The sequence below is a fragment of the Kitasatospora sp. NPDC096140 genome (assembly GCF_040303045.1).
In the GTDB taxonomy this organism is placed as follows: domain Bacteria; phylum Actinomycetota; class Actinomycetes; order Streptomycetales; family Streptomycetaceae; genus Kitasatospora.
In genome coordinates this window covers 40767-53696 of the sequence record NZ_JBEOUW010000019.1, presented here as the reverse complement: position 1 = coordinate 53696, position 12930 = coordinate 40767, and the positions used below count along the sequence as shown (strand labels likewise).

Genomic DNA, 12930 nt, shown 5'->3' with positions numbered 1-12930 from the left:
AAGGTCTTGCAGTCAACCTCCGGCGCCTGCTTGACTCCTGGCCACCGTCCAGGGATCAAGGAGGCGCCGCCGTGCTGCCCGAGACCACGCCGTCCGAGACCACGCCGTCCGCGCCCGTGCCGTCCGCGACCACGGCTCCCGAGCCGGTGCCGTCCGGACCCGCGCGGCCCGAGTTCGACCTGCTCGTCGTCGGCGGCGCCGGCGTGGACACCGTCGTCCGGGTCGAGCGGCTGGAGATCCCGCCCGGCGACTCGCAGTTCGTCGGCCCGGTGCACGACTACGTCGGCCACACCGGCAACGGCGTCGCCCTCGGCGCCCACCACCTCGGCCTGCGCACCGCCTTCCTGGACTTCCTCGGCGATGACCCGCAGGGCGCCCTGATCCGGGCCGCCTACGAGCGCCACGGCCTGCACTTCGGGCACCTGGTGAGCCCGCACGGCACCCCGCGCGGGGTCAACCTGGTCGACGCCGCGGGCCGCCGGTTCTCCTTCTACGACGGCCGCCACCCGGCCGACCTGCGACTTCCGCGCGACTTCTACCTGCCGTACGCCGAGCGCAGCCGGCACGTCCACCTCTCCATCACCGGCGTCAACCGGGACATGTACGGCGACCTGCACCGGCTCGGTCGCACCACCTCCACCGACCTGCACGACTGGGACGGCGCCGACCCGCACCACCGCGACTACGCGCTCGGCTCCGATCTGGTCTTCCTCTCGGTGGCGGGCTGCCGCGGCCGGTACGAGGAGGTGATGCGCGCGATCCTCGCCGAGGGCCGCGCGCGGGTGGTCGTCGCCACCGCCGGCGCCGACGGCTGCCATCTGCTCACCCGGGAGGACGGCGTGCTCCGCCACCTGCCGGCCGTCGACCCGGGCCGCCCGGTGGTGGACACCAACGGTGCCGGGGACGCCTTCGTCACCGGCTTCCTGTACGGCTGGTTCCGGGGCCGTCCGCCGCTGGACTGCGCCCGCGCCGGCTCGGCGGCCGGCGCCTTCGCCTGCACCTCCGCCGGGACGCACACCGCCTTCGTCGACGCGGCCGGGCTCGACGCGGTGCTGAACGGCGGATGACCCGGGGGCGGCGGCCGTCGGCGCCCGAGTGACGGATTTCTCATCGACCTCCAAGGCACCGATAACGACCTTTCCAGTCGGAGGCGTCATAGTCGTTGACCGAACACCGCCACCGAACCCGGCAGGAGAGTCAGGCATGGGTCAGCACCGCCGCCCGAGGTCACGCCGCCGCCTGCTGGCTCCCTCCCTGTTCACCGCGCTGTCCGCGGTCGTGGTGGCCGCCGTCGTCGCCGGGACGCACGGCCTCGACCTGTCCGACGCCACGGCCGCCGGGAAGGCCGCGCGCAGCACCCGCGCCGTCGTCGTGCCCACCCCGACCACCACCGCGGACGCGCTGCCCGCCCCGGTCGCCGCCCCCACGCCGACCGACACCCCGACCCCGACGGACACCGCGATCCCGGCCGACCCGCCCGCGGCCACCGCCACCCCCACCCCCGGTGACAGCCCGACGGCCGCCGCGGCCGCCACCCCCGACACCCGCGGCGCCGTCCTCGGGAAGACCGCCGCCGCCTCCGCCGACATCCGCGAAACCGCCACCGTCGGTGCGCTGTTCAGCGGCTCGGTGGAGGCCGGCAACCACTTCTGCACCGCCAGCGTGCTGCACAGCGCCACCGGGAACCTGCTGCTGACCGCCGCGCACTGCCTCGACAGCACCGACGGCGTCACCTTCGCCCCCGGCTACCGCGACGGCTCCGCCCCGTACGGCACCTGGCGGGTCACCGCGGTCCACACCACCACCGGCTGGTCCCAGAAGGGCGACGTGGACGAGGACTTCGCGATCCTGGAGACCGCCCCGAGCAACGGTCGCAAGGTCGAGGACGTGGTCGGCGGCAACCGCCTGGGCACCGACGAGCCCTTCGGCTCGACCGTCCGCCTCTACGGCTACCCCGCCGACTCCGAGACGCCCGAGCTGTGCACCAACACGACCGACCGGAAGAGCACCTACGAGCGGGTCATCGACTGCCCGTCCTACCCGGCGGGCACCAGCGGCGGCCCCTGGATCAACACCGCCACGGGCGACGTGGTCGGCGCCATCGGCGGCTACCAGCAGGGCGGCGACACCGACGACGTCTCCTACAGCGCCTACTTCGACCACACCATCGCGACGCTCTACAGCCAGGTCGAGTCCGCCGAGTCCTGACCGCTCCGGCCCGCTCGCACCACCCGGGCGGGCCGGAGCGGCAGGGCCCGGAGCCGCGCGGCCCGGACATGACGAAGGCCCAGATCCGTGGATCAACTCCACTGATCTGGGCCTCTGTTGCACTTCCTGCGAAGTGCCCCCGGTAGGATTCGAACCTACGCACCCGCCTCCGGAGGGCGGTGCTCTATCCCCTGAGCTACGGGGGCCTACTGGCCTGTCGGACGCTCGCGCTTCCGACGTGGAGAACACTACCAGGCCGGGGCCGTGGTCCGTGCACGGGTTTCCCGGAAGATCGTCGGGGCGGTGGGCGGGGCGGCGGCCGGGCGGCCGGGGGAGCGGAAGTGCCCAAAGGCCGGACGGGGCGGCGGGGCCGCGGATACCCTCGGTGAGGTGTCGGGAGTGTCCGGGCGGGTCCTCGTGGTGGACGACAGCGAGGTGATCCGCCAGCTGATCAGGGTCAACCTGGAGCTTGAGGGCTTCGAGGTGGTGACCGCCGCCGACGGCGCCGAGTGCCTGGAGGTCGTCCGCCGGGTGAAGCCGGACGTGGTGACGCTGGACGTGATGATGCCGCGGCTGGACGGCCTGCGGACGGCGGCCCGGCTGCGCGCGACACCGGACACCAGTCGACTGCCGATCGCGATCGTGAGCGCCTGCACCCCGGCGGACCTGGACCTGGGGGAGGCGGCCGGCGTGGACGGCTACCTCGGCAAGCCCTTCGACCCGGCCGACCTGGTGGCCATGGTCCGCCGTCTGATGCTGCTCGGCGCGGACGGCGGCGCGCTCGACGCCCGGTCCGACGGGCGGTTCGGCAAAAGGTCCCGCGAGTTTCGCCCTGAGCGAACGGAGCGGACCGATCGCGGCTGAGACCCCGCGGCGGACGGCGCGTCGGCGCCTCCGGGCGTCTCAACCGGTAAACCGAGTGGCGGGCGGGTACCCCGTCTCGCCTACGCTTGGCGTCGTGACCCCCGCAGACCTTTCCCAGGCAATCCAGGCCGCAGTGAGCACCGCCGTCGAGGCGGGCGAGCTGGCCGTCGCCGTGCCCGAGCACGTGACGGTCGAGCGGCCCAAGAACAGGGACCACGGCGACTACGCGACCAACGTGGCCCTCCAGCTCGCCAAGGCGGCCGGCAAGCCGCCGCGAGCCGTTGCCGAGGTCCTGGCCGAGCGCCTGCGAGGGATCACCGGCGTCTCCGCGGTCGACATCGCCGGTCCGGGCTTCCTGAACATCACCCTGGACACCGCCACCGCCGGCGCGCTCGCCCGCACCGTCGTCGAGGCGGGCGAGGCCTACGGCCGCAACGACGCCCTGAACGGCCTGAAGATCAACCTGGAGTTCGTCTCCGCCAACCCGACCGGCCCGATCCACATCGGCGGCGTCCGCTGGGCCGCCGTCGGCGACTCGATGGCGCGCGTGCTGCGGGCCTCCGGCGCCGACGTCACCACCGAGTACTACCTCAACGACGCCGGTGTGCAGATCACCAAGTTCGCCGCCTCGCTGCAGGCCGCCGCGAACGGCCGCGAGGTGCCCGAGGGCGGGTACGTCGGCGAGTACATCGTCGACATCGCCAAGGCGCTGACCGACGCGATCCCGGGCGTGCTCGACCTCTCCGAGGCCGAGCAGCTGGAGGTCTTCCGCACCGAGGGCCTCAAGCTCATGGTGGCCGAGATCAAGCGCTCGATGGACGAGTTCGGCACCCACTTCGACGTGTGGTTCTCGGAGAAGACGCTGCACGACTCGGGCGCCGTCGAGAAGGCCATCGAGCGGCTGCGCGAGCAGGGCCACGTCTTCGAGCAGGACGGTGCGGTCTTCCTGCGCACCACCGACTTCGGCGACGACAAGGACCGCGTCCTGATCAAGGCCGACGGCGACAAGACCTACTTCGCCGCCGACGCCGCGTACTACCTGTCCAAGCGGGACCGCGGTGCCGAGGTCGCGCTCTACATGCTGGGCGCCGACCACCACGGCTACGTCAACCGCCTCAAGGCCATCTCGGCCTGCGCGGGCGACGACATGAACCACAACATCGAGGTGAAGATCGGCCAGTTCGTGAAGATGCTTCGCGACGGCGAAGAGGTCCGCATGTCCAAGCGTGCGGGCAACATCATCACGATCGACGACGTGGTCGAGTGGATCGGCGTGGACGCCGCCCGCTACACCCTGGCGCGCTCCTCCACGGACTCGACCATCACGCTGGACATCAACGTCCTCACCAGCCAGACCAACGAGAACCCGGTCTACTACGTCCAGTACGCCCACACCCGGATGTGCGGCGTGGCGCGCAAGGCCGCCGAGCTGGGCGTGGACAAGGGCACGGCCGAGCAGTTCAAACCCGAGCTGCTCGCGACCGAGTGGGAGAGCGACATCCTCGGCGCCCTCGGCGAGTTCCCGCGCATCCTCGCCACGGCCGGCGAGCTGCGCGAGCCGCACCGGGTCGCGCGCTACCTGGAGGACCTCGCGGGCAAGTACCACCGCCTGTACGAGAACTGCATGTTCCTGCCCAAGGGCGACGAGGAGCTCAACGACACGCACCGGGCCCGGCTCTGGCTGGTCGAGGCCACGCGCACGGTCATGGCCAACGGCCTCACGCTCCTGGGCGTGACGGCGCCCGAGCGGATGTAGGCACCACCCCCAAGCGCAGAGCGGGGGCGGCTGACGGTCAACGGGGACCGTCGCCGCCCCTCGCCATAGGTCTCTCGAAGGACGAACCAGCATGAGTCGTTCCGCACACCCGGCAGGCCCCCGTCACGGAGACGTCCTGCCCGAGGGCCACTACCAGGCCCCGCCCGCCGACCTCAACGCGCTCGACCCGAAGGTCTGGTCGCGCACCGTCACCCGCGACGCCGAGGGCGTGGCCACCGTCGGCGGGATCGACGTCAAGCAGCTGGCGGCCGAGTTCGGCACCCCGGCGTACCTGCTGGACGAGGAGGACTTCCGCTCCCGGGCGCGCGCCTGGCGGGACGCCTTCGGCACCGACGCGGACGTCTACTACGCCGGCAAGGCGTTCCTCTCCAAGGCCGTCGTGCGCTGGCTGCACGAGGAGGGCCTCAACCTCGACGTGTGCAGCGCGGGCGAGTTGGCGGTGGCGCTGGCCGCCGGGATGCCGTCGGCGCGGATCGCGCTGCACGGCAACAACAAGTCGGTGGACGAGCTCGAACACGCGGTGAAGACCGGCGTCGGCCACATCGTGGTCGACTCGTACGAGGAGATCGAGCGGCTCGCCGCGATCGCGGCCCGCCAGGGCGTGCGCCAGCAGGTGCTGATCCGGATCACGGTCGGCGTCGAGGCGCACACCCACGAGTTCATCGCCACGGCGCACGAGGACCAGAAGTTCGGCCTGTCGCTGACCGGGGGAGCCGCCGCCGAGGCGGTGCGCCGCGTGCTCGGCCACGACAGCCTGGAGCTGCGCGGCATCCACTCGCACATCGGCTCGCAGATCTTCGACACGGCGGGCTTCGAGGTCGCCGCCCGCCGGGTGGTCGGCCTGCTGGCTCAGATCCGCGACGAGCACGGCGTCGAGCTGCCCGAGATCGACCTCGGCGGCGGCCTCGGCATCGCGTACACCAGCGACGACGACCCGCGCGAGCCGGCCGAGATCGCGGCCGCGCTGGCCGACATCGTCCGCCGCGAGTGCGCCGCCGCGAACCTGAACGCCCCGCGGCTGTGCGTGGAGCCGGGCCGGGCGATCGTCGGCCCGACGGCGTTCACGCTGTACGAGGTCGGCACCGTCAAGGAGCTGCCGGGCCTGCGCACCTACGTCAGCGTGGACGGCGGGATGTCCGACAACATCCGCACCGCGCTGTACGACGCCGAGTACTCGGTGGCCCTGGTGTCGCGCACCAGCGACGCCGAGCCGATGCTGGTCAGGGTGGTCGGCAAGCACTGCGAGTCCGGCGACATCGTCGTGCGGGACGCCTTCCTGCCGTCCGACCTGGCCGCGGGCGACCTGATCGCGGTGCCCGCCACCGGCGCCTACTGCCGCTCGATGGCGAGCAACTACAACCACGCCCTCAGGCCTCCCGTGGTGGCCGTCAAGGACGGTGCGGCGCGGGTGATCGTCCGGCGCGAGACGGAGGAAGATCTCCTGCGTCTGGATATCGGATGACGAAATCCTTGTCTCAGATCATGGAACGACCGTAGATCCGTACGGAAAGTCCCGGAGACTGGTACGGACCGAAGTTCCCGGCGGCGCCGGAAAACCGCCGGAAATACCGAAGCACGATGAATGCAGAGCGGAGTCGGATGATGCGTACGCGCCCGCTGAAGGTGGCGTTGCTGGGTTGTGGTGTGGTGGGCTCCGAGGTGGCGCGCATCATGACGACGACGGCCGACGACCTCGCCGCTCGCATCGGTGCCCCGGTGGAGCTGGCCGGGATCGCGGTCCGCCGGGCCGGCCGGGCCCGCCCCGGTGTGCCCGAGCACCTCATCACCACCGACGCCGAGGCCCTGATCAACCGGGGCGACATCGACGTCGTGGTCGAGGTGGTGGGCGGCATCGAGCCGGCCAAACAGCACATCCTGGCGGCGTTCAAGCACGGCGCCTCGGTGGTCAGCGCCAACAAGGCCCTGCTCGCCCAGGACGGCGCCGAGCTGCACACCGCGGCCGCCGCGGCCGGGGTGGACCTGTACTACGAGGCCGCGGTGGCGGGCGCGATCCCGCTGCTGCGCCCGCTGCGCGAGTCCCTCGCGGGCGACAAGGTCAACCGGGTGCTGGGCATCGTCAACGGCACCACCAACTTCATCCTCGACAAGATGGACACCACCGGCGCCGGCTACTCGGAGGCGCTGGAGGAGGCCACCGCGCTGGGCTACGCCGAGGCCGACCCGACGGCCGACGTCGAGGGCTTCGACGCCGCCGCCAAGGCCGCGATCCTGGCCGGCATCGCCTTCCACACCAAGGTCACCGCCGCGGACGTCTACCGCGAGGGCATCACCGAGGTGACCGCGGCCGACATCGCCTCGGCCAAGGAGATGGGCTGCGTGGTCAAGCTGCTCGCGATCTGCGAGCGGGCGGCCCACGGCGAGTCCGTCACCGCGCGCGTCCACCCGGCGATGATCCCGCTCTCGCACCCGCTGGCCTCGGTCCGCGAGGCGTACAACGCGGTGTTCGTCGAGGCCGAGGCGGCCGGCCGGCTGATGTTCTACGGCCCGGGCGCGGGCGGCTCGCCGACCGCCTCCGCGGTGCTGGGCGACCTGGTCGCGGTCTGCCGCAACAAGCTGGCCGGCGCCACCGGCCCCGGTGACTCCGTGTACACGCAGCTGCCGGCCAAGCCGATGGACGAGGTCGTCACCCGCTACCACGTCAGCCTGGACGTGGACGACCGTGCGGGTGTGCTCGCCCAGGTGGCGTCCGTCTTCGCCGAGCACGGCGTCTCCATCGACACCGTGCGCCAGCAGGGCCGCGACGGCGACGCCTCGCTCGTCGTGGTCACCCACCGTGCCACCGACGCCGCGCTGTCGGCGACGGTCGACAAGCTCCGTGCGCTGGACAGCGTGCGGGACGTGGCCAGCATCATGCGGGTCGAAGGGGAATAAGGAACTGCCATGAACGCCGTTGCCGAGAACGTCGTCCGAGGCGCGCACACCCACCAGTGGCGCGGCCTGATCGAGGAGTACCGGGACCGCCTGCCGGTCACCGCGGCCACCCCGGTGGTCACCCTGCTGGAGGGCGGCACGCCCCTGGTCCCCGCCCAGGTGCTCTCCGAGCGCACCGGCTGCGAGGTCTACCTCAAGGTCGAGGGCGCCAACCCGACCGGGTCCTTCAAGGACCGCGGGATGACGATGGCCATCTCCAAGGCCAAGGAGGAGGGCGCACAGGCCGTCATCTGTGCGTCCACCGGCAACACCTCGGCCTCCGCCGCCGCGTACGCGGTGCGGGCCGGGATGGTCTCCGCCGTGCTCGTCCCGCAGGGCAAGATCGCCCTCGGCAAGATGGGCCAGGCGCTGGTGCACGGCGCGAAGATCCTGCAGGTCGACGGGAACTTCGACGACTGCCTCACCCTTGCGCGTGAACTGTCCGAGAAGTATCCGGTGGCCCTGGTCAACTCGGTGAACCCGGTGCGGATCGAGGGCCAGAAGACCGCGGCCTTCGAGATCGTCGACATGCTCGGCGACGCCCCGGACATCCACGTCCTGCCGGTCGGCAACGCGGGCAACATCACCGCGTACTGGAAGGGTTACCGCGAATACGCCGCGGACGGCCTGGCCTCGCGCACCCCGCGGATGTGGGGCTTCCAGGCGGCCGGCTCGGCCCCGATCGTGGACGGCGCCCCGGTGCTCAAGCCGCAGACCATCGCCACCGCGATCCGGATCGGCAACCCGGCCTCCTGGGACTTCGCGCTCGCCGCGCGGGACGAGTCCGGCGGCCTCATCGACAAGGTGACGGATCGTCAGATCCTGTCCGCCTACCGACTGTTGGCCTCGCAGGAGGGCGTCTTCGTGGAGCCCGCCTCGGCCGCCTCGGTGGCCGGCCTGCTGGCCAAGGCGGAGGCCGGCCTGGTCGACCCGGGCCAGCGGATCGTCTGCACCGTGACCGGCAACGGCCTCAAGGACCCCGACTGGGCGGTGGCCGGCGCGCCGCAGCCGCAGGTCGTCCCGGTCGACCCGGAGACCGCGGCCCGGAGCCTCGGTCTGCTCGACCGCTGACGGGTCCGACGCTTCGACGGGCCGACCCTTTCGGGGGTCGGCCCGTCAAAGTTCTCCGCTGACACTTTTGTGTCAATTCCGCTGTGCATTCCGAGGCGTTTTCGCCCCGCTCTTTGACGGAGTGGGGTGTGCATTCCGGCCACAACCGGCAACACACCAGATCGAAGGCCCACGGGGTGTACCGCTCGGGAACCTCTCTTCGATACTCTGGGTCCGGCCGTGTGGCACATGCCCCGGGCCCGGTACCGTCCGGGCCGCGCCGACGACTGCGGCCGCCCGCCCCGAAGGGCCTGCGGCCCGTTCCCCCACCTTCGCACCGACGACGCGCTCCGCGCCGCCCGATTTCCCCAGGAGAGTCCACCGCATGGCCGGTCCTGCGTTCCGTGCCGCCGCCGTCCGCGTCCGGGTTCCGGCGACCAGCGCCAACCTCGGCCCGGGCTTCGACGCCTTCGGACTCGCGCTGGGTCTGTACGACGACGTGGTCGTCCGGGTCGCCGACTCCGGCCTGTCCGTCGACATCGCCGGCGAGGGCGCCGAGACGCTGCCGCGCGACGAGCGCCACCTGCTGGTCCGCTCGATGCGCGCCGCGTTCGACCGGCTCGGCGGCCAGCCGCGCGGCCTCGAAGTGGTCTGCGCCAACCGGATACCGCACGGCCGGGGCCTCGGTTCCTCCTCCGCCGCCATCTGCGCCGGGATCGTGGCCGCCCGCGCGGTCACCATCGGGGGTCCGTCCGCACTGGACGACGACGCGCTGCTGGCCCTCGCCTCCGAGCTGGAGGGCCACCCGGACAACGTCGCGGCCTGCCTGCGCGGCAACTTCACCATCGCCTGGACCGACGACGAGTGCGCCAAGGCCGTCGCCCTGGAGCCCGCCGAGCAGGTCGTCCCGGTGGTGTTCGTCCCGGCCGGCGAGGTGCTCACCGAGACCGCCCGCGGCCTGCTGCCGAAGACCGTCCCGCTGGCCGACGCCGCGGTCAACGCCGGCCGCTCCGCGCTGCTGGTGGAGGCGCTGACCAGGCGCCCCGAGCTGCTCTTCGCCGCCACCGAGGACCGGCTGCACCAGGACTACCGCGCCTCGGCCATGCCGGACAGCGCCGGCCTGGTCGGCGCGCTGCGCGCGGAGGGCATCCCCGCGGTCATCTCCGGGGCCGGCCCGACCGTCCTCGCGCTCACCGACGAGGCGGGCGCCGACAAGGTGCTCTCCTTCGCCGGGCACCACGGACACGGCGGCGACCCGGCGTTCGCCGCGCACCGGCTGGACGTCGACCGCGCCGGGGCCGTCGTGCTCCCGCTGGACGTCTGAGCAGCCCGTACGGGCCCGGCACCGGCCCGCGTCGAGCGGGCCGGGCCGGACACGATTGGCAAGCGCAAGGCTGGGGAATGTCTGAGGGGGTCGGTAGTGTTAACCTCATTGCTGCACCAGGTGCCCTCCGGGGCTCGGTGCGCCGCGTCCCGATCCCAGCACTCCACTGCCGTGGAGTCCCGGCGATGCACGGGGCGACGATTCTCCGGGAGCCCACCGCAGCGCGTACGCAGCCTGCCTGCGCGACATGCGGCCGCATCCCGAAGCCGTGACGGCACCTGACTCCCACCCGCGGCCTCCCACCTAAGAGGCCAGGACGGGCGGAGCGCGGGCCACCGTCACGCGACGGGGGCCCGGGATTCGCAGGGAGCGTGGGGGTTACGCCCTCAAGGGGAGGTCGACACACGACCGGCCCACCGCGCCACTCAGCACCACCGTGCTTCAAGCACCGCACCTCGCAGCTCTCCCTCGACGGGCTCCCGCCATTCGAGGGATCACCGCCTCGGACCGACGCAGTCGAGCGTTGGTCAGGACAGCACAACCGGTCGCCGAGCCAGACAGGCCGACGTCCGCTCCAGGGAAGGACCCTTAGTGAGCGACTCCACCGATCTGATGGGCGCGCGCCCGGACGCCGACGCGTCGGACGCAGCCGCCCCCGCTGCCCCGGCGCGGCGCCGCCGCAGTGCCGCCGCGGGCCTGGACGGCATGGTCCTGGCCGAGCTGCAGAAGCTCGCCGCGGACCTTGGCATCACCGGTACCGGACGCATGCGCAAGAGCCAGCTGATCGAGACCATCAAGGAGAAGAGCGGCGGGGACCCGCTGCTCGCCGCCGGTGGCGCCCCGGCCGCCGCGAAGCGCACCGCCGCCAAGGCGGACGCCGAGGCCCCGGCCGAGAAGCCGGCCCGCCGCACCAAGGCCGCCGCCGCCAAGGCCGCCGCCGAGGCCCCGGCCGCCGCCGAGCCGCAGGCCCAGATCGAGATCCCGGTCCAGGCCGCCGCCGAGACCGCCGCGCCGGCCCGTGCCGAGCGCACCCGCCGCCGGGCCACCTCGGCCGCCGGCGCGCCCGTCGCCCCGGCCGCCGAGGCCGCGGCCGAGGCCGCCACCGTCGCGGTCGCCGAGTCGAAGCAGGCCGAGGCCCGCCCGGCCGAGACCCGCGGCTTCGAGGGCCGCGAGGACGGCCGCGAGAGCCGTCGCGACCGCCGCGAGCGCCGTGACCGCCGCGAGGGCGGCGAGCGCACCGAGCGCACCGAGCGTCCGGAGGCCGGCGAGGCCCAGGACGGCGACACGCGCGAGTCGCGTCGCGACCGCCGCAACCGCCGCGAGCGCGCCGACCGCCAGGGTCAGCAGACCCAGCAGCCGGGCAGCGGCCAGGGCGACCAGCAGGGCCGCCAGGGCCAGCAGGCCCAGCAGCCGCAGGTCCAGCAGGGCCAGGGCGGTTACGACGACGACGAGTTCGGCGAGGGCCGTCGTGGCCGTCGGGGCCGTTACCGCGACCGCCGGGGCCGTCGTGGCCGCGACGGCTTCGAGGCCGGCCCGGCCGAGCCGCAGATCGGCGAGGACGACGTCCTGATCCCGGTCGCGGGCATCCTCGACATCCTCGACAACTACGCGTTCGTGCGCACCTCCGGCTACCTGCCGGGCCAGAACGACGTCTACGTCTCGCTCGCCCAGGTCCGCAAGAACGGCCTGCGCAAGGGTGACGCCATCACCGGTGCGGTGCGCCAGCCGCGCGACGGCGAGCGCCGCGAGAAGTTCAACGCCATGGTGCGGCTGGACTCCGTCAACGGCATGGACCCGGAGAGCGGCCGCGGCCGCCCCGAGTTCAACAAGCTCACCCCGCTCTACCCGCAGGAGCGGCTGCGCCTGGAGACCGACCCGGGCGTGCTGACCACCCGCATCATCGACCTCGTGTCGCCGATCGGCAAGGGCCAGCGCGGTCTGATCGTCGCGCCGCCGAAGACCGGCAAGACGATGGTGCTGCAGGCGGTCGCCAACGCGATCACCCACAACAACCCCGAGTGCCACCTGATGGTCGTCCTGGTCGACGAGCGTCCGGAAGAGGTCACCGACATGCAGCGGTCGGTGAAGGGCGAGGTCATCTCCTCGACCTTCGACCGCCCGGCGGAGGACCACACCACCGTCGCCGAGCTGGCCATCGAGCGCGCCAAGCGCCTGGTGGAGCTGGGCCACGACGTGGTCATCCTGCTGGACTCGATCACCCGCCTGGGCCGCGCCTACAACCTGGCGGCGCCGGCCTCCGGCCGCATCCTGTCCGGTGGTGTCGACTCGACCGCGCTCTACCCGCCGAAGAAGTTCTTCGGTGCCGCGCGCAACATCGAGAACGGCGGCTCGCTGACCATCCTGGCCACCGCGCTGGTCGAGACCGGCTCGCGCATGGACGAGGTGATCTTCGAGGAGTTCAAGGGCACCGGCAACATGGAGCTCAAGCTCGACCGGAAGCTCTCGGACAAGCGCATCTTCCCGGCCGTCGACGTGGACGCCTCCAGCACCCGCAAGGAGGAGATCCTGCTCGGCAACGAGGAGTTGGCCATCGTCTGGAAGCTCCGCCGGGTGCTGCACGCGCTCGACTCGCAGCAGGCGATCGAGCTGCTCCTGGACAAGATGAAGCAGACCAAGAGCAACGCCGAGTTCCTGATGCAGATCGCCAAGACCACCCCCGGCTCCGGCGACTGACCGTAGCCGGACGGCTGTCGAAGCACGGAACCCCGGATCGCGCGAGCGGTCCGGGGTTCCGTGCGTTCGCACCCGGGTTGTT

9 protein-coding genes and 1 tRNA gene are annotated in these 12930 nt (G+C 72.5%); 9 read left to right on the top strand and 1 reads right to left on the bottom strand.

Going from position 1 to position 12930, the window contains the following annotated elements; all coding sequences use genetic code 11:
- Positions 1 to 146 precede the first annotated feature (146 nt).
- A complete protein-coding gene (locus tag ABT048_RS20960; protein WP_350523031.1) occupies positions 147 to 1067 on the top strand; it encodes a carbohydrate kinase family protein in 921 nt (306 codons plus the stop codon).
- A gap of 136 nt (positions 1068 to 1203) precedes the next feature.
- Complete coding sequence (locus ABT048_RS20955) at positions 1204 to 2208, top strand: trypsin-like serine peptidase (protein WP_350522935.1); 1005 nt, start codon at positions 1204 to 1206, stop codon at positions 2206 to 2208.
- A gap of 134 nt (positions 2209 to 2342) precedes the next feature.
- Here ABT048_RS20955 and ABT048_RS20950 read toward each other — a convergent pair.
- Positions 2343 to 2414: transfer RNA gene (locus ABT048_RS20950), tRNA-Arg, on the bottom strand.
- A gap of 193 nt (positions 2415 to 2607) precedes the next feature.
- Here ABT048_RS20950 and ABT048_RS20945 point away from each other — a divergent pair.
- The 7 genes from ABT048_RS20945 to rho all read left to right on the top strand — a co-directional run bounded on the left by ABT048_RS20945 (position 2608) and on the right by rho (position 12848).
- A complete protein-coding gene (locus ABT048_RS20945; RefSeq protein WP_502894047.1) occupies positions 2608 to 3072 on the top strand; it encodes a response regulator in 465 nt (154 codons plus the stop codon).
- Positions 3073 to 3166: 94 nt separating this feature from the next.
- A complete protein-coding gene (argS, locus tag ABT048_RS20940) occupies positions 3167 to 4828 on the top strand; it encodes an arginine--tRNA ligase (RefSeq protein WP_350522933.1) in 1662 nt (553 codons plus the stop codon).
- A 91-nt stretch (positions 4829 to 4919) separates the two neighbouring features.
- Positions 4920 to 6311: a diaminopimelate decarboxylase gene (gene lysA, locus ABT048_RS20935; RefSeq protein ID WP_350522932.1), complete on the top strand. Its 1392-nt coding sequence runs from the start codon at positions 4920 to 4922 to the stop codon at positions 6309 to 6311.
- Between the two features lie 137 nt (positions 6312 to 6448).
- Entirely contained in the window at positions 6449 to 7741 is a 1293-nt protein-coding gene (locus ABT048_RS20930; protein ID WP_350522931.1) for a homoserine dehydrogenase, read from the top strand.
- A 9-nt stretch (positions 7742 to 7750) separates the two neighbouring features.
- Positions 7751 to 8851, top strand: a complete 1101-nt coding sequence (gene thrC / locus ABT048_RS20925; protein ID WP_350522930.1) for a threonine synthase — start codon at positions 7751 to 7753, stop codon at positions 8849 to 8851.
- A gap of 364 nt (positions 8852 to 9215) precedes the next feature.
- Entirely contained in the window at positions 9216 to 10154 is a 939-nt protein-coding gene (thrB, locus tag ABT048_RS20920) for a homoserine kinase (RefSeq protein WP_350522929.1), read from the top strand.
- A 591-nt stretch (positions 10155 to 10745) separates the two neighbouring features.
- Positions 10746 to 12848 (top strand): transcription termination factor Rho, encoded by a 2103-nt coding sequence (gene rho, locus ABT048_RS20915; RefSeq protein ID WP_350522928.1) that lies wholly within the window; start codon positions 10746 to 10748, stop codon positions 12846 to 12848.
- The last annotated feature ends 82 nt before the right edge of the window (positions 12849 to 12930 follow it).

What these genes read in the sequence shown, in the direction of transcription:
- ABT048_RS20955 (WP_350522935.1), top strand. Translation starts at nt 1,204, where the DNA reads ATGGGTCAGCACCGCCGCCCGAGGTCACGCCGCCGCCTGCTGGCTCCC.
- lysA (WP_350522932.1), top strand. Translation starts at nt 4,920, where the DNA reads ATGAGTCGTTCCGCACACCCGGCAGGCCCCCGTCACGGAGACGTCCTG.
- ABT048_RS20930 (WP_350522931.1), top strand. Translation starts at nt 6,449, where the DNA reads ATGATGCGTACGCGCCCGCTGAAGGTGGCGTTGCTGGGTTGTGGTGTG.
- thrC (WP_350522930.1), top strand. Translation starts at nt 7,751, where the DNA reads ATGAACGCCGTTGCCGAGAACGTCGTCCGAGGCGCGCACACCCACCAG.
- thrB (WP_350522929.1), top strand. Translation starts at nt 9,216, where the DNA reads ATGGCCGGTCCTGCGTTCCGTGCCGCCGCCGTCCGCGTCCGGGTTCCG.